The organism is Leptolyngbya sp. FACHB-60 (assembly GCF_014695775.1).
Classification (GTDB): Bacteria; Cyanobacteriota; Cyanobacteriia; order Phormidesmidales; family Phormidesmidaceae; genus Nodosilinea.
In genome coordinates, this window is the sequence record NZ_JACJOX010000014.1 from 12,566 (window position 1) to 29,679 (window position 17,114).

Consider the following 17,114-nt stretch of genomic DNA (forward strand, 5'->3'; position numbering starts at 1 on the left):
TCTTGAAACTGTTACTTAGTATAGGTCAATGGTAGTTAAGAGCCCCCTAACTAATTGCGGTAATGTGACTCTCTTGAACAAGTTCTCAAGGGAAAAGATTATCAGCGACTGGCAAGATTTTTTTCAAATAGATGTTAGTGCGGATCTCAAAGCTTATCCAGCCTTTCAACTGTATCGATGTAATATCACCGACCTACGTTTTTTCTACCCTTTGGATATTTTCGGTTCAGCTCAGTTGTACGAGAATCTTATGAAATTTGAGTGGTACTACATGGCTGAAAAGTGGGAGTACCAAGTCGCCCTTCAGGACTTACAAGAGAACAGCAGAATCCTAGAAATAGGTTGTGGACATGGTCATTTCGTGCGTCAGGCAGAAAATAAGGGCTTTCAAATTGGAGGAATTGACTCTAACCAGAAAGCTGTGCTTAATGCTCAGAAAAACGGCCTCAATATTCGTCAGTTATCAGTTCCAGATATTTTGGTTGAAGGAAAATCTCAATACGATTGTCTCTGTGCCTTCCAGGTTCTGGAACACTTACCCAATCCGTTAAAGTTTCTTACAGATTGTATTGACCTTTTGAAATCAAATGGTTTGTTATTGCTAAGCGTACCTAACGCGAATAGCTTTCTAAAGTACCAGTATAACTTACTTGATATGCCTCCTCACCACATGACTCAGTGGTCTGTTAAATCTTTCCGCGCTTTAGAAAAGTTGTTACCGCTAAAACTTGAAGCTGCCCGTTATGAACCCCTAGCTGATTATCATATTACTGGCTACGTTCAAACAAAGGAAAATCGACTTAAGGGAGTATTATCTCGACTACCAAACTCCTTAACTGGCTTAATAATAAATAACTATGAGAAAGCTTTAAGAAGAGGATTAAATAGATATACAAGAGGGCAAAGTCTGTACGTTAAACTTCGGAAGCAGAAATGAGATATCTAAATTTAGGATGTGGCAATCACTTTCATCCAGACTGGGTTAACATAGACTTCCAGTCAACTGGAACTGATGTTATTGCTCATGATCTGCGTAAACCGATCCCTTTTGCAGACGATACTTTTGATGCCGTTTACCATTCTCATCTTCTAGAACACTTTTCTCGATCTCAAGCTAAGCCTTTTCTTCAAGAGTGCTTACGAGTTCTTCGTCCGGGTGGTGTGCTTAGGGTTGTTGTACCAGATCTAGAGCAAATAGCCCGCGAATATCTACGAATCTTGGAAGAAACAGAAAATGGTTCTGAGAAGACCGCCCATGATTACGACTGGATTTTGTTAGAAATGTATGACCAGGCTGTTCGTCATCAATCTGGAGGCGACATGGCCAAGTATCTCTCGAAAGACCAGATTCCTAACGAAGATTACGTCATCAAGCGTTTTGGCTATGAAGGGCAGACGCTTATAGAAAACTTAAAAGGCAAAAATTTAGAAGATTCTCAAAACCAAGCGATTTCAGAAAATACGGATGAAGCTGCATTGGCAATCGGGCATTTTCGTTTAGGTGGTGAAGTTCATCAATGGATGTATGATGGCTATTCTCTACGGCGATTATTAAGAGAGTCTGGATTCAACGATGTTAAAGTTAACGATCCATCAGAATCACGAATTTTAAACTTCTCTAATTATTATTTAGATGTTCTGGAGAATGGTCAGATTAGGAAACCTGACTCCTTATTTGTAGAAGCTAGTAAACCCAATAGTGTTATAGATTCCTGGATTTTTGAGACTGGGAACTCTCAAGAGATACTAAAAACAATACAGATCGTGACTTACGACATACAAGGAGGAGCAGCTCGGTCTGCATATCGACTACATCAAGGATTACGCCTGATTGGTCAAGACTCTTTGATGTTAACCAGATATCGAAAGTCAGAAGATCAGTTTGTATGCTCAGCATCAGATTTAAGTTCGGTAGACGTTCTTTCAGACGAATACAGTCTCTACGCAGAAATTCAGCCTAACTACATAGATAATAACCGTACTGACCTTTCAAACACTTTATTTTCGTATCCTTATCCAGCTATTGACCTAGCGAATGTTGAGCAGGTTAAGCAGGCTGACATTTTAAATTTACACTGGGTTGCTTGGTTTCAATCTGCTAAAACTATCGCTTCACTTTTAGCTTTAGGAAAACCTATCGTGTGGACTCTGCATGATATGGCTGCCTTTACAGGTGGCTGTCATTATTCTGCTAGATGCCATCAGTATCAAACCGATTGTAGTAAATGCCCTCAATTAAAAGCAGATAAACATGATTTACCTGCTTTGATTTTAGAAGATAAGCTTAAAAATTTATCGCCTTATTCAAATTTGACTATTGTGACACCTAGTAAATGGTTAGCAGAGTGTGCTCGCAAAAGCTCCTTATTTCAGAATAATCGTATTGAAGTGATACCTTATGGTTTAGACACTGAAGTGTTCAAACCCATTCCTAAAGAAATAGCTAAACGTCAATTAGACCTACCTAGCGATTCAATAGTATTGCTTTTTGGTGCTGACTCTAATGGGGAAAAACGAAAGGGATTTGAGCTTCTATTTAAAGCACTATGTCAATGCTTTGAAAACTCTCTAGTTCAGCAAAAGCTCCAAGAGGGTCAAATTAGGATCTTGAACTTTGGTTATGGTTGTTCTAGTTTAGATAGCCTAGGATTGCCTATCACGTCTCTTGGCCATATAACTTCAGACAAAGAACTAAGCTATATTTATTCTGCCTCAAACGTTTTACTACTTCCTTCTCTAGAAGATAATCTGCCGAATCTTATGTTAGAAGCGATGAGTTGTGGAACACCTGTTTTTGCATTTTCAACAGGTGGAATGAAAAGCTTTATAAAAGATAAAAAGACAGGGAGTCTAGTACCTCTTGAAGACATTTTCAGCTTTTCCGAAGCAATTTTAGATATATTACTTGATCCTGAAAAATATTTACGGATGGGTTTGAAAGCACGTTCGGAAATCGAGGAAAATAATTCCTTAAAACACCAAGCAAATCTATATACGGAGCTTTATCTAGACTTATTAAATAATTATCAAAAATCAGACATGCACAAACAACAAGAATCTGAAAGATCTATTTATAGTAAAAGCTCGGGCCTACGTGATGTTGCTATTGAGGCAGGGCGCATCGCTTTATTAAAAGAGCGTCAGCTTACTCATGATCTCCGACAAGAAGTTATAGATGCTCAAATTAAACTTCAGCAAGCCAAAGAGACTCTTCAGCAAACTCAAACTCACCTCCAGCAAACTCAGGCTGATCTCCAGCAAACTCAAACTCACCTCCAGCAAACTCAGGCTGATCTCCAGCAAACTCGGGCTGATCTCCAGCAAACTCGGGCTGATCTCCAACAGGTTCAAACTGCCATAGTAAATATGGAAATGAGCAAGTTTTGGCAAATGCGAAAAATTTGGATTTTAGTGAAAACCTCAATACGTGAAAAGTTCTTTAAGTCTGATTAGGTAATAATTGCCATTTGAGATGCCCAGCTAAGAGCTGCTAACTGCGCATCCTAACTGGGCATCTTAGATTTTCCAATTGACCAACACGGGTCGCAATAACTTTCATCCTGCCTTAGCCGTGTTCCTGTGTGCCCGTTAGACAAGAACTTCAGGAACTTCTCCAGTTGGGTTGGGCTGTGCAAAGAATCCACCGCCAATAATGTCGGGGCCATCCATAAGCCAAGCAGCCTTTGTTCCGGTACTGGATGTCCAATAGATATCAGTCTTGCCATCCCCATTTAGCTCACGGAATTCAAATTGCCAACCATTTTGTCCTGTAATTGGGGCATCGGGTAAGAAGCCACCATCGATAATAGTAGGCCCATCCATGATCCAGATGGCGAACTGGTCATCAGGGGTGTTGTTCCATAAGATATCAGTCTTGCCGTCGCCGTTAAAGTCGGCAAAGAATGAATCCCAATCTTCGCCGTTGGTGCCAGTTTTGGGCGATGTGGGCAGGAAGCCGCCATTGACAATGGCGGGGCCATCCATTATCCAAACTGCTTTAGTGCCGTTAACAGAGTTTTCCCACAGAATGTCGGTTTTGCTATCGCCATTAAAATCGCCAAAGGCAGTATCCCAATCGTTGGGGTTGCTGCCAGAAATCGGTGTTGATGGCAAAAAGCCGCCATTAACGATGTTGGGGCCATCCATTATCCAGATGGCCTTTTCTCCGGTGGTATTATTCTGCCAGAAAAAGTCAGTTTTGCTGTCGCCATTAAAGTCAGCAAATACAGAGAACCAGGAACTAGGTGGCTGCTCAGGTCTGGGGTTTGCCTGCAAAAAGCCCCCGTTTACAATGTTAGGGCCATCCATGATCCAAATTGCTTTTTGGCCAGGGCTAGTAGCTGCAGAGTTACTTTTACTCCAGAAATAGTCCGTTTTGCCATCTCCGTTAAAGTCAGCAAAGCCTTCAGACCAATCTCTAGGAGCTGAACCTGTGGGTGAGATAGGCAAAAAGCCCCCATTGGCGATGGTAGGACCATCCATAATCCAGATGGCGTTTTCTCCAGCATTAGAGTTTAACGAGAAGCTAGATTTTCGCCAAGCAAGGTCAGTTTTGCCGTCTCCATTAAAGTCAACAAGTGGTTGCACGAACCAGTCGGCAAGATTCTCCCCTAGATCAGTACGGGGAACTCCCTGCAGAAAGGCTCCATTGATAACGGTGGCACCCTGCATGTTCCAAATAGCGATTTCGCTACCACCATCCTTCCGCCAAAAAATGTCGCTAGTGCCGTTACCATCAAAATCTAGCTTGGGGAGAGGATAGCCGAGAAAATTACCTGCATTACTGAATTCACCAAATGGAATATAGCTTTGCGTATCGCCATAGGAGGCATTAATAGACCAAAAAGACGGATCCTCTGTACCCTTAGGCGATGCTGGTAAAAAACCACCATTTATAATGCTCGCGCCATTCACAATCCAAATGGCGACCTGTCCACGGTTGGAGCCTATAAAAGCACTTCGTCGCCAAAGAATATCAGTTATTCCGTCTTCATTAAAATCTGAGGACGGTAATGAGGAAGTAAAAGAATCGTAGAGGTTAACCTGCCCCCAGGTAGTGGGGCCGGTTTGTACACCGTAAAATGTATTTGGCATGGGCTTTCTCCAAAGTTAAGCATTTACACACATGACATGTTGCCAGAAATGACAACATGCCTTTGAATTTTCTGAATGCGCTTTCCGTAGGATTGGACAATTTTGGCAACGCCACGTGATAAGCGTGGAGCTTATCACGCTGTAGACGTCGTCGCGTCATCGTTCCCATCACTAGGTAGAGCGAACCCGACGAAAGCATGTAATAGAAATCTTTAGAGAACACACTATGACACTGTACTACTCTACTAATGCGCTGGGTTTTTACATCTGACAAAGTAAAACAATCTTCTCATTGCCTTACTCAAGTACATATGATATGACAGAGTTCTCGCATGCGTGTTAAGCACTGGATACCGGATGCTTTTAGGGCATCTCGAAAAATAATCCTTACTGGGAATGGCAACGAGACTTCAATGGCTTTGGGCTCTAAAATTCGCAATAATGCAATTAACCGAGGTACGTTTTACATTGACAGGTTCTTAAGATAGTTTGTCCAGCGATCGCCTTGACACTTAAGTGCGCATTCTTCTCAATCAGCTTTTTCCTGACCTCCCCGTAGATTCGACCAACATCAGAATCTTCCATGAAAAGCTTTATCTCGTCAATCATTGTGTCAGCTGTAGCCTCATTGACCAGACGAGCATTGAGATCAAATAGTTTTAGGAAAGGTGTTGAATGGGATTGTTCAGTTCATCAGAGATCTACCTTATAGAAAGTACACCAACCGACGGAGAAAGGCACCATCAACAGTTTAGGTACCATTCATGAGCTAAATTGCCTCCACTTGGATACTGAAATTTTTCCAATGGCATCTCTCAATAAAATTGAATTAATTGAATTTTCCTCAATTGCTCACTGAAAACCAATATATAGGAAGCACTATTCTGTTTTAATTTCCATTTCAATCGTACGACGTAAATATTCCGGGTAGTCAAATTTTTCTCGTGTTCTCTGAATATCTCGAGTGTCAATAATATACAGAATATGATGGTGGTCATCCGGAGCTTTATAACGCTTTACCTTGCTCGGTGGAATCCCTATCAAATTTAAGAAATCCATGATTAGACCATCTGACATGGTGAAGCTATGATATATCAAAGATTTACTATCGTTTGTCCAACCTGAAGACAGATTGAACCTATGATCAGAATTATCTTGAGCGCCCGTATCAAAAATTACGGTTTCTTTTGCTAAATTTACAACACGGGCCAACCCATAAAAAGGGAACAGAAAGTGATTGTGTACCTCGGACAAAAATACAATATCGTGAGTGGGAATGGTGAAATCCATTAGCACATCAGTGTTCTGGAATTTAACATTCTGATAACCAAGAATACTCGCGGACCAAATAGCACTTTCATATTGACTCCGAATAATCTCAACACCCGTTACTTCAGAAGCTCCAAGTTCTGCAAAACGGAAACTGAAGAATCCGTTGGAGCTTCCTAATTCGAGCACCGATTTCCCAGTCAGTTCGGGTAATAGTGGTCTAAGATAATACCATTTAGGCCAAGGGCGTAAAATCGATGCTTCCTTGCTAGTTAGTCTTTTGCCTAAGGTGTTCAAGCCTCCTTCATCAATATATGCTATTGAATGATTTGATGTAGAAGTGAGATGATGATTGGGATAATCAACTCTTTGAAACCAATGAGGATAGAAGGACTCAATTTTTTGAGCAATCTCTCCTGTTAAAGCGATTTGGGTTTCGGAAGATTTGTCTTGTGCTAACATCTTCCTTAATTCGATTACTGCTTGATCAAGAAAATCCTCATTGAACAGTGGCATAACTGAACTTTCTCGAAAAGGATCATCGTCTGTATCAATTGATCCTTTCCGATGAGTGTAGGCCCCAAGATTAACTTTATCCGAACTTAAAGTCTTGCGTATACTATTTGATAAATCCATTCTTATTTTTCTCCAAAACTCCAAACATTTTCTTTACTTTGAACCAAGCTAATCTAATCTTCCAAAACTTACTAGACTCCATTGCCTGAATACGAGATTGAGCTTGCTCAAGTTCAGTCTTAACTTGCTGAATACGAAATTGAGCTTGCTCGAGTTCAGTCTTAACTTGTTGTAAATCCTGGCCTATGGCTGCATCAGGTTTAGGATTACTAGGTTTGCTCGAATCAAGGGCAGTATTACGCTTATACGTTGATTGACCAATTTTCGAAAGAACGTCAGCTTTACATCCTGCAAATTCCTGTTCGCTCAGTCTTGGCCTAGCTACTCCACCACATTGATTTGTTGTTAGTAAGAAAGCGGAACAACCAAACGTTCCAACAAACTCAGCATAGCCTTCTCGAATAAACTCATTAACGGCCTGCCTGACTCCCATTTCACCTGTTTCATTTTCAGGGTTAGCGTAGTCATGACACAGAATTGGGGTTCCAGCTACTAGATAATCTTTGAGCAATAGTAAGTCGCTTTTAACGCCTTCATATCGATGATCAGCATCCACGAAAACCATTGTGGGTTGAATAGAAAATTCTTTAGCAAAACTATTGAGCGTTCCGTGAAATAAAAGGCAATAATCCGTCAAATTAAATTTTTCGAGAGTATCAGCTGTTCTCAAAACACCATTAATATCTAGGTCAATACCAAAATATTGGGGCTTGATAGAGCGATCTGGATTTGCTAGGGCACCTTCCAACTCCACAACTGCCGATCGACCACCGTAAGTCCCAATCTCCAAAATTACATCCCCGCTTCTATAGCCCATTTCGTAGAGCTTATAGGAATCTCCAGGCTCCTGCCAGCCTGGAATATCTTTTGTCTTCTCGAAAATGTTATGATGATCTTCGTTGAGGAAGTGCTGTTGCTCAGTCCAAGTAGTCATATGCTTGCTCTAGTTTAAGACCTATAAAAAATTAAGCTCATGGTTCTGGGATACTTCTATTCCAGATGGGAAGGACTTTCGGCAGCCAAACGTGAACTTGTTTCTTTACAGTTCCCTACTGGCTGCGTTGATAGCTTTCTAAAATAGTTCATCCATCGCTCGCCTTGACACTTAAGGGAAAATTCTTTCTCAACTAACTTTCTTCCCGCCTCTCCATAGATTTGACATGCATTTGATGTTCCCATAAAAAACTCAATCTCGTCAATCAACGCTTCAGCTGTTGCCTCATTAGCCAGACGGGCATTGAGCTCATGGCGGGCTATTTCTGGAATGCCATCTCTCTTGAAAGCAACAATGGGTACAGCACAGGCTGAGGCTTCACAAAAGGTTTGGCCAAAGGCTTCTTCCAAGGAGGTTCCTACAAACAAATCTACTGCACTGTAAATTAAAGGCATTCGGCGATAGTCTCGAATTAACCCTGTGCCACACACACCAGGAACTTGTGTGGATGCCATACCAAACACAACAAAGTGGGCTCTGCCTTTCAGGCGTTGGACAACTTCCTTGAAAATGTGCCCTCCCTTGCGATAATCGGTGACGTTAACCGAACCCCCTAAAATCACAAACTTATTTTGGGGAATACCGAGAATCTTGCGGGCTAAGGTTCGATTTATCGGCTGAAACAATTGCTCGTCTATCCCATAATAGAGACAGTCAACCTGAGCCTCTCCATGAAAAGCTTTATTTGCCATGTCTGCCGTCCACCGACTATTTGCAGCCAGAGGAATAGCGTTAGCACCACAAAAAATCTCTCGACGTAGTTGCCATTGGTCAAAGATTTTCTTAGGTTCTAAGACAGGATACTCTTGCCACGTAGGACAGGTATCATTACAGCCGGTTTGATATAAAGTGCAGTTACCAGTGTAGGCACAACGTCCTGAGATCAGGTAACAGTCATGCATATAAGCAATCACCAGACATTTTAGTGATTGCAAGGTTTTCAGTAAATCTAGGGGCCACATGGCACTATGTAAGTTGCCTACGACAATTACATCAGGGCTCCATCGGCTCACTTCGAGAATCAACTGCTCTATGATGTAGTTTGCCCTCAAACCAAGGTAACCATCCAAATGGGGCAGTTCTGTTAACCCAAGCCAACGCCCCGAAGAGTTTTGCGTCTCTAACGGAATAGTCTTTTCCGTTTCCCCTTGGGTACAGGAAATAGCTTTGACAGCATGCCCCATGAGCAAAAAAGACTGAATCTGCCGTAGAGCAGCAATGCCAGCTCCATATTGAAAACCCAGATCATTGATGTAGAGAATACGAAGCGGTTGCTGCCTATCGAGCTTATCCTGAATGAAAGGATAGCGGCAATCTGTTGAGGAAGTATTCATGCCTGGGTGTACAACTAGAGATATTGACTAAACTGCTTGCTGACCCCCCGCAATTCGGGGAGGTAGGGAAGGACTTCACCATAGGTTTTTTGGGCATTGTGAACCCGATAGTTCACAAGTACATCAGGAATGTGGATGACCTTTGCTCCTGCACGAGCCATTCGAAGCCACAGTTCATAATCCATGCTGTAAAAAAGGTCTTCCTTGAGACGAGCGCCTGAGCGTTCCCAAATATCGCGAGTCCAAAAAACTTCAGGCTGATAGAAGAAATATCCCTTTAACCAACAATTATCAATATCCAATAATTTTTCTAGCGATAAAGGAACAACCTGGCCGATCGGCATTTGATCGTGATGAATTGTAGAAAGTTCAGGACTATAATCATGGTATAGACGACAACCTCCAGTCACAATATCACACTCGTAGATTTTAAGAGCCTGTGCTACCCGCATTAAGGTGCCGGGTAGATAGTAATCATCACTATTGAGCCATGCCAAAATATCCCCAGTGGCATGACTAAATCCTTTATTCAGCGCGTTAGCCTGACCCTGATCCGGCTCGCTGACGCAATAAGTAAGTTCATGTCTGTAGCGATCGAGAATTGCTGAGGTGTTGTCGGTAGATCCTCCATCGATGACGATATACTCCAGATTCGGATATCCTTGCATCAATACCGAACGGATTGTTTCTTCCAAGAATGCTCCCTGGTTGAGAGTCACTGTAATGATGGAAATTTTGGGAAATTTGTACCCTGATGATAATCTTTCAGGAAGTTGGGCGGTAGGATAGTTCCAAGGCCAGGCATAACGCTTATTGAAGTCCTGATTCTCAAACGGATCAACCCAACTTTCAGCCGGAGCTTCGTAGAAATTTAGAGTTGAAGATAGTTTTTCACCGGGAACCCAATCAAATTCTGAGTTAATCATGGCAGGAAAGGTAATGATCCGAGTTTGAGGCGTAAGGTGTCCTTTTAGGAGTAGAAGACTATTTGGTGAGGTGTTACTGCTAAGGCAGAGTAAATCACAGTTCTTGAGGCTATCAGTATAGGGGTTTGCTAACCAACTTTCTAAGGTGTCAGCAATTGCACATATATTGTAGTTGGCGAGATTTGCAATTTCCAGGAAGCTACAGTCAAGACAGGTAACCTGACCTCCGGCTTGGGTGATTGCTTGCAAGAGTGGCAAAATCTGTTGATTGGGCTTTATGCAGAGAGCGTGCTGTGTTGTGGCAATCAGTACAGATAAGTACTCTAGTATTGGCAGATCGGACTCACCGTTGACCTTAATACCCAAAGCCCTCGCTACGACTGTTGTTTTGACCAACAGTGTTTCTGTGTCAATGTTAGAGCCGATTGCCTTATTGGGGAATGTCAATCTCTGTAATGTTGGCTGAGCTTTAGATTGGGTGTCGGGAGGGCTCTCCTGCCCGAATGGAGGATCTTGAAGATCGCTAGTAAGGGTGGCTGGCCGCCATTGATCGCGGAAAAAAAAGTTGTAAAGGGGAACAAATATTTTATGATTTCTGTAAACCAGGTCATAGACCTTAACTTTCTGTAAAGTTGTCTTGAATAATTTGCGAATAGAGGCCTTAGTTGTTGAGAGGTAAGCTAGTTCCTGTTGTAGGGTAAGGGTCTCATGGGTCAAAGCTGAGCGAGACAACTGAACAGATGCAAGTGCTTGTTGTAGGTGAATGATAATCGCTTCTTTTTCTTGCAATTGATTTTGCAATTGTTTGATATTATCCGATTTGGGTTGACTTTGACTCGGCAGCATGTTGAATGTTAGTTTTGCTGGATAGAGAGTGACTCGCACATAGAGACTTGAGTCAATAAGGATAGTATCATCCCTATTGACTCAAGTGGTATCGAGTCTGTCTAAGGTTCGTTTGTCTCAAGGTAACTGCTAAAGAGCTATCTGACTAGATTCGCGGGAGTTACACGGATTCGAGTTTTTTACCATACCTTTTCTAAAGTCATAGATTCGGAACCAAAATGAGTTCAGATATATGGAGTTGGCAAAGCAAGGCGAACATTGTCAGAAGTTCTTACCTTAAAATGTTTGTACTAAGTCTGAGCCTTTCTAGGGCTTCCATAATGGATTATCTCAACGTCATAATGCGGATCCTAGCCATTTGGGGTGACTGAGGTTAGTCCTTTGAACAAGAACCATTCTCATGATGAATTTTATTAGAACATTGTCTGTTCAGCAAAGTATCAAATGGTGATAGCACACCTTTACTTCCTAGAAGATTATTGATCTCTACCGCACTCCCCCTAAATGTTGTCGACCTGACTTTGGTGACTAGCTTTTCCTTCTCGGCGCACTATGGACAGAATGTATGGATAGCGTACTAGCAAAGCGATTAAAGCTAGGGATTAAGCTCTCATTTGCAATAAGCCTTCTCAAAATAAACCATAGTAAGCTTAGTAAGAGAATCCTAAGAAAATTTAACCCGCTAAAGTTTATTTTTGGTCAAGCGATACCAGATGTTATTGCGACTCATTGTGAGATTAATGATAAGCAGGGCGTCGGCATTCTTATTCAAAGACTCTTCCCCAAGAGTGACAATAATTCGCCCATTCGTTCCAAAAATCTTTACGGTGGCCGTCAAAAGTTTGGATTTGCCCATGCCTGTCTCAGCTACAGCGACGGCGAGCATGTAGCTGAGACAGGCAAAGTAGAGGACGTTAGACCCTACTTTGCACAATCGGTAGCCATGTGTGCACCGCTGTCATCGGGCAGTGGAAGCAAGTACAAGCTTTTAGAGGCGTTAAGTGCTGGAGTACCTATTGTCTGTTCCAGTTTGGCTTTGGAATGGCTAAGTTTGACTCCTGAGGTCTGTCTATTGAGCACAAACACTGATCAAGATGTAGCATCAGCTCTCTTGCGACTCATGAATGACACGGCCTTAGGGGCTCGTCTAGCCCATCAAGGGAGAGCGCTTGTATCCCAGCACTACTCCTGGGATGTAAGCCTGCAAGGTATTGATCAGTGGCTTAATGTTATGGCCAGTATGCCCAAACGAATCACCCAGTAGCAGTGGCTCTTAACTCCAGAAGACCCCGTTGAGTCATTTACTCTAAGTCATTATGTCGCTTACGTTTAGTGTCGTTACTCCCTCCTATAATCAAGGGCAATTTATTGAAAGAACGATTCAAAGCGTGCTGACGCAATCTGGGGCGGCAATTGAGTACACGATTTGCGATGGTGGTAGCACTGACGCAACTGTCAATATTCTGAAGCGCTACAAAGACCGACTGAGGTGGGTTAGCGAGCTAGATGACGGCCAAGCTGATGCCGTTAATAAAGGGGTGGCCATGACTCATGGCGATATTATTGCTTGGCTAAACTCTGATGATATCTATTACCCCAATGCTCTGGCGAAGGTAGCGGCGGCATTTGAGGCAAACCCCGCTCTAGATATTGTCTACGGTGAGGCCGACTGGATTGGAGAAAATGATGAGGTCTTAAAGGCATTTCCCACAGAGCCGTGGCGGTACAACCGCCTCAAGGAGGTATGCTTCCTTTGCCAACCGGCGGTGTTTTTTAAGCGCTCTATGGTAGATCGTTACGGTGGATTAGATAAGACTCTGCAATATTGCATGGACTACGAATTATGGCTGCGGTACGGCCAGCATGCTGTCGTTCACTTTTTACCGGAAAAGCTAGCAGGGTCTAGAATGTATGCCTCGAATAAGACTATGAGTCAAACCCTAATTGCCCATACTGAAATCAATCAAATGCTGGAGGCTAAGTTAGGGCTGATCCCAGCTAATTGGTTGCTGGGCTATGCTTTGGTAAATGTGGAAAAAACCTACGGTATTAGCCGCTACGATCGCACTCAAACCCACCGCTTCGTACGTCTACTAGTGCAGTTTTCTTGCCAGGAGCTAATGGCACACAATCCGCTGGCTTTCTTCAAAATTGCTCCCAAGATGATTTTTTGGTTTCTGGTTCCCGACCGAGCTTGGTTTAGGCGTGAAGACATTTTGGCGCTGGTTTAAGTATGGTCAGGGTTGTGGTAGATGCTACTCCGGTTTTGCCTAAGCCTAGTGGCGTAGGCTTATACGTGCTCAACCTGCTGTGGGCCTTGCGATCGCTGCAAGCATCCGAAACCTTTAGCCTCGGCGTTGCCTATCAACCTAGCCTAAAGAACTGGCTACGAGGGAATTTAGCTCTGCCTGAGGCGCTTGCGGTCTATGACGATGTGGCCGTCTTACCCCTGCCGGTGCGCTTGCTCAACCTGCTGGCCAAAGTGCCTAGAAATCCGGTTTTAGGACAGCTAGAGCATCGGTTTGGTCAGCCCGACATCTATCACGGTACCAACTATGCGGTCTATCCGTGCCGACATAGCCAGCGAGTGATGACGATTTATGATTTGTCCTTCCTGCGCTATCCCGAATATGTGACTGCCGTGGTGAGCACCTACAGTCAGCGAGTGCAGCAGTGTCTAGGCTGGACTGATCTGGTGGTGACTATCTCTGAAAGCTCTAAGCGTGACATCGTGGAGTATATGGGAGTTTCGCCAGAGCGGATATGGGTAACGCCTTTGGCTAGTCGCTACGCTGATGATACCCAGGCAGTTAGCCGTGCTGTAAAAGCGGTTGATCTAGGCGATCGCCCCTATATTCTCTTTGTTAGCACCCTGGAACCCCGAAAAAATGTGGTGCGCCTGATTCAGGCTTTTGACCAGCTTAAAAATAAGCATCGAATTGATCATCAACTAGTGTTGGTGGGCCAAAAAGGATGGCAGTTTGAGCCAATTTTCGAGGCGATCGCAGCTTCTCCCTGGAAGCATCACATTCGCCATCTCGACTATCTCTCTGATGCTGAAGTGGCTTATTGCTACAAAAATGCTGATGTCTTTGCCTACCCCTCTCTCTACGAAGGTTTTGGCCTGCCAGTGCTGGAAGCCATGACTCTGGGCTGCCCAGTGGTTACTGCCAATACGTCGTCTTTACCCGAGGTAGCCGGTGATGCAGCGCTGTTGGTAGACCCTACCAGTGTAGAAGACCTGGCTGAGGCACTGGGGCGGGTGATCGGCGATCGCTCCCTACGCCAGGCCATGATTGCCCAAGGCTATCAGCAGGCGGCTCAGTTTTCCTGGACTCGTACGGCCAAATTAACGCTGGCGGCCTATCGTTCACTACTATAGGTAAGCCCAGCCCTATGGATCTAACAAGTAGTTTCAATGGCAAAAAAAGCGTTGATTACAGGCCTCACTGGCCAAGACGGCTCTTACCTGGCTGAGCTTTTGTTGTCGCAGGGGTACGAGGTCTGCGGCATGGTCAGGCGCTCTAGTTCCAGTAGTTTTGAGCGCATCAGCCATTTTTCGAATCAAATTGAAGTTATATCTGGCGATCTGCTAGATCAATTCTCACTGATTGACGCGATCGAGCAGACACAGCCCGACGAAATTTATAACTTGGCCTCCCAAAGCTACGTGCCCCTGTCTTGGACACAGCCAGCCTTGACCGCTGAGTACACAGCCCTAGGGGTATCTCGCCTGCTGGAGGCAATTCGGCGCTGCAAGCCCAGCACTCGCTTTTATCAAGCTTCAAGCAGTGAGGTGTTTGGTCAACCCGATGAATCTCCTCAGACCGAGCGCACGGCCTTTCGGCCCCGGAATCCCTATGGGGTGGCCAAAGCCTATGCACACTGGATGACGGTCAACTATCGACAAAAGTATGACCTGTACGCCTGCTGTGGCATTACCTACACCCACGAGTCACCGCGTCGGGGCGCTGAGTTTGTCTTTCGTAAAATTACCCTGGGGGCGGTGCAGATTAAACTCGGCTTAGCCAAGGAACTGCGGCTGGGCAATCTAGATGCCCGGCGAGACTGGTGCCATGCCGAGGATGTGGTGATGGCGATGTGGCTGATGCTGCAGCCTGAGAGCCCCGACGACTACATTATTGCCAGCGGTGAGACCCATTCTGTGCGTGAATTGGTGGACTGTGCGTTTAGCTACCTGGGTTTGGACTACCAGCAGTATGTCAGCGTTGATCCAACGTTTTATCGCCCCGATGAGGATGTGCAGCTGGTGGGGTCGATTGACAAGATTAAAACTCAGCTCAACTGGCAGCCGAAGTATTCATTTCAGCGTCTAGTCGAATCGATGGTTGATCACGACTTGAAAACGTTGAATGGGTAAGCGCGGCCAGCTGATCGTAGGCACAAAATACACGACTGAACGGCTCTTACATGACTGAGGCTTCGCTGCTGATTAATCTGGCGTTTATCCCCGCCAAGCCGACGGGGCTAGGGGTCTATGCGCTCAATCTGATTCAGCATCTTCCGAAGGAAGACAGCTGGATTCTCAGCGATCGCCCCATCATCGGGCACCGCCATCTTCCCTCACCCTCAGGGGCGACCACTGATTCAGGCAAGCAGGGCCATGCACGGCGGCTGTGGTGGACACAGTTTCAGGTGCCGAGGTTGTATCGGCAGGTCGGCGCAAAACTGCTGTTTTCGCCCATACCCGAAACGCCGCTCTGGTCATCGTGCCGAACGGTGGTGACGGTGCACGACCTAATTCCCCTGCACTTTCCCCAAAAAGGGTCGCCGCTGACGCTGTATTTTCGGCACTATCTGCCCCAGGTCATTCGTCAAGCTGAGCACGTTGTTTGCGATTCTGAGTCGACCCTGCGCGATATCCACCATTTTTTTGGTCAACTACCCAAGGCAGCAACGGTCGTGCCTCTGGCCTACGATGCTGATCACTATCGCTGGCTAGATCTGCCGCGTCAGCCCTATTTTCTCTACGTGGGTAGCCATTATACCTACAAGAACCTGAGCCGTCTGATTGAGGCCTTTGCCCAGACTACGCTGCCCGACTTTAAGCTGTTGATTGCTGGAGTGCCTGACTCCCGCTATACGCCAGCGCTGCAAGCTCAGGTAGAGGCGATGGGGCTGGGTGATCGCGTTCAGTTTTTGGCCTACGTGCCCTACGACGAACTGCCTCGATTGATTAACCAGGCGATCGCGCTGGTGTTTCCCAGTCTGTGGGAAGGGTTTGGCCTGCCCGTCCTAGAGGCAATGGCCTGCGGCACCCCAGTGATTACGTCCAACGTTTCTTCGCTGCCCGAGGTGGTTGGGGATGCGGCGCTGTCAATCGACCCCTACAACGTCGGTGAACTGGCCGAGGCGATGACCGCTGTGGCCAATGACCCCACGCTTTGGGCGACGCTTCACCAAGCTGGGCTAGCACGGGTGAAGGCCTTTAGCTGGAAGCAGACCGGACATCAGACTAGCGAGATTCTTCAGCATTATTTATGAGTAAGTTTTAAGTTTTAGTTATTCAAAACTCAGAACTCGACATTCAGAACTAATTAACGGTGGCTGACCCGCACGAGCCAGTAGCTAATAGCCAGGGCAAAGATAGCGATCGCCAGCCCAATCAGGGTCGTACCCGACACCTTGGTCAGGTCGAGAATAATGAACTTGCGGCCTACCGCCGTCAGGGCCGTAGCAATGACCAGCTCGACCTGCACCACGTGCTTTTGAATATAGGCGGTGATATTTTCTAAAATCTCCAGGGCGATCAGCACCGTTAAAAAGAGGCCAAAAATATCGATTACGGTCTGGCCCAAAAACGCGCCGGGGGCGGTGGTGAAAATGGCTTGGATCAGCACTACTACCAGATCAAACACGATCGCCAAAATAACGACGACCATGCCCAGAGAAAGCACCTTCGAGATGCTGCCCTCAAACTGGTGCAGGCGACTTAAAAAAGTGTCGTTTTCGAGTTGCTTGATCAACCGTTTGGCCCAGTTTGCCATCGATGCT

General features: G+C 45.1%; 13 protein-coding genes. 7 read left to right on the top strand and 6 right to left on the bottom strand.

Annotated features, from left to right (window positions below):
* Nucleotides 1-28 precede the first annotated feature (28 nt).
* Nucleotides 29-937 carry a class I SAM-dependent methyltransferase gene (locus H6F57_RS03685; RefSeq protein WP_190625062.1) on the top strand — a complete coding sequence of 303 codons (909 nt, stop codon included), beginning with the start codon at nucleotides 29-31 and terminating at the stop codon, nucleotides 935-937.
* Nucleotides 934-3,453, top strand: coding sequence for a glycosyltransferase (locus H6F57_RS03690; RefSeq protein ID WP_190625063.1), 2,520 nt, complete (start codon nucleotides 934-936; stop codon nucleotides 3,451-3,453). The genes H6F57_RS03685 and H6F57_RS03690 overlap by 4 nt, the downstream gene beginning before the upstream one ends.
* A 135-nt stretch (nucleotides 3,454-3,588) precedes the next feature.
* Here the strand turns inward: H6F57_RS03690 and H6F57_RS03695 are convergent, their stop codons facing one another.
* The 5 genes from H6F57_RS03695 to H6F57_RS28275 all read right to left on the bottom strand — a co-directional run bounded on the left by H6F57_RS03695 (nucleotide 3,589) and on the right by H6F57_RS28275 (nucleotide 11,138).
* Nucleotides 3,589-5,094 (bottom strand): VCBS repeat-containing protein, encoded by a 1,506-nt coding sequence (locus H6F57_RS03695; RefSeq protein WP_190625064.1) that lies wholly within the window; start codon nucleotides 5,092-5,094, stop codon nucleotides 3,589-3,591.
* A gap of 879 nt (nucleotides 5,095-5,973) precedes the next feature.
* The gene (locus H6F57_RS03700) at nucleotides 5,974-6,999 is read right to left on the bottom strand and encodes a methyltransferase domain-containing protein (protein ID WP_190625065.1); all 1,026 of its coding nucleotides are present in this window, start codon (nucleotides 6,997-6,999) and stop codon (nucleotides 5,974-5,976) included.
* Nucleotides 6,983-7,933 carry a class I SAM-dependent methyltransferase gene (locus H6F57_RS03705; RefSeq protein ID WP_190625066.1) on the bottom strand — a complete coding sequence of 317 codons (951 nt, stop codon included), beginning with the start codon at nucleotides 7,931-7,933 and terminating at the stop codon, nucleotides 6,983-6,985. Before H6F57_RS03705 ends, H6F57_RS03700 begins: the two co-directional genes overlap by 17 nt.
* 56 nt (nucleotides 7,934-7,989) lie before the next feature.
* Nucleotides 7,990-9,327 carry a glycosyltransferase gene (locus H6F57_RS03710; RefSeq protein WP_190625067.1) on the bottom strand — a complete coding sequence of 446 codons (1,338 nt, stop codon included), beginning with the start codon at nucleotides 9,325-9,327 and terminating at the stop codon, nucleotides 7,990-7,992.
* A 14-nt stretch (nucleotides 9,328-9,341) separates the two neighbouring features.
* Nucleotides 9,342-11,138, bottom strand: a complete 1,797-nt coding sequence (locus tag H6F57_RS28275; protein WP_190794979.1) for a glycosyltransferase family 2 protein — start codon at nucleotides 11,136-11,138, stop codon at nucleotides 9,342-9,344.
* Between the two features lie 526 nt (nucleotides 11,139-11,664).
* On the opposite strand from H6F57_RS28275, the gene H6F57_RS03720 reads away from it, so the two are divergent.
* From H6F57_RS03720 to H6F57_RS03740, 5 genes are read left to right on the top strand one after another with little or no spacing between them, the layout of a single operon-like run.
* Nucleotides 11,665-12,363, top strand: a complete 699-nt coding sequence (locus tag H6F57_RS03720) for a glycosyltransferase (RefSeq protein ID WP_190625069.1) — start codon at nucleotides 11,665-11,667, stop codon at nucleotides 12,361-12,363.
* A 52-nt stretch (nucleotides 12,364-12,415) separates the two neighbouring features.
* Nucleotides 12,416-13,330, top strand: coding sequence for a glycosyltransferase family 2 protein (locus tag H6F57_RS03725; RefSeq protein WP_190625070.1), 915 nt, complete (start codon nucleotides 12,416-12,418; stop codon nucleotides 13,328-13,330).
* Between the two features lie 2 nt (nucleotides 13,331-13,332).
* The gene (locus H6F57_RS03730; RefSeq protein ID WP_190625071.1) at nucleotides 13,333-14,481 is read left to right on the top strand and encodes a glycosyltransferase family 1 protein; all 1,149 of its coding nucleotides are present in this window, start codon (nucleotides 13,333-13,335) and stop codon (nucleotides 14,479-14,481) included.
* Nucleotides 14,482-14,517: 36 nt separating this feature from the next.
* Nucleotides 14,518-15,480, top strand: coding sequence for a GDP-mannose 4,6-dehydratase (locus H6F57_RS03735; RefSeq protein ID WP_190625072.1), 963 nt, complete (start codon nucleotides 14,518-14,520; stop codon nucleotides 15,478-15,480).
* Nucleotides 15,481-15,530: 50 nt separating this feature from the next.
* Nucleotides 15,531-16,604 (top strand): glycosyltransferase family 1 protein, encoded by a 1,074-nt coding sequence (locus tag H6F57_RS03740; RefSeq protein WP_190625073.1) that lies wholly within the window; start codon nucleotides 15,531-15,533, stop codon nucleotides 16,602-16,604.
* 53 nt (nucleotides 16,605-16,657) lie between these two features.
* Here H6F57_RS03740 and H6F57_RS03745 read toward each other — a convergent pair whose 3' ends face one another.
* Nucleotides 16,658-17,107: a phosphate-starvation-inducible PsiE family protein gene (locus H6F57_RS03745; protein ID WP_190625074.1), complete on the bottom strand. Its 450-nt coding sequence runs from the start codon at nucleotides 17,105-17,107 to the stop codon at nucleotides 16,658-16,660.
* Nucleotides 17,108-17,114: the final 7 nt, after the last annotated feature.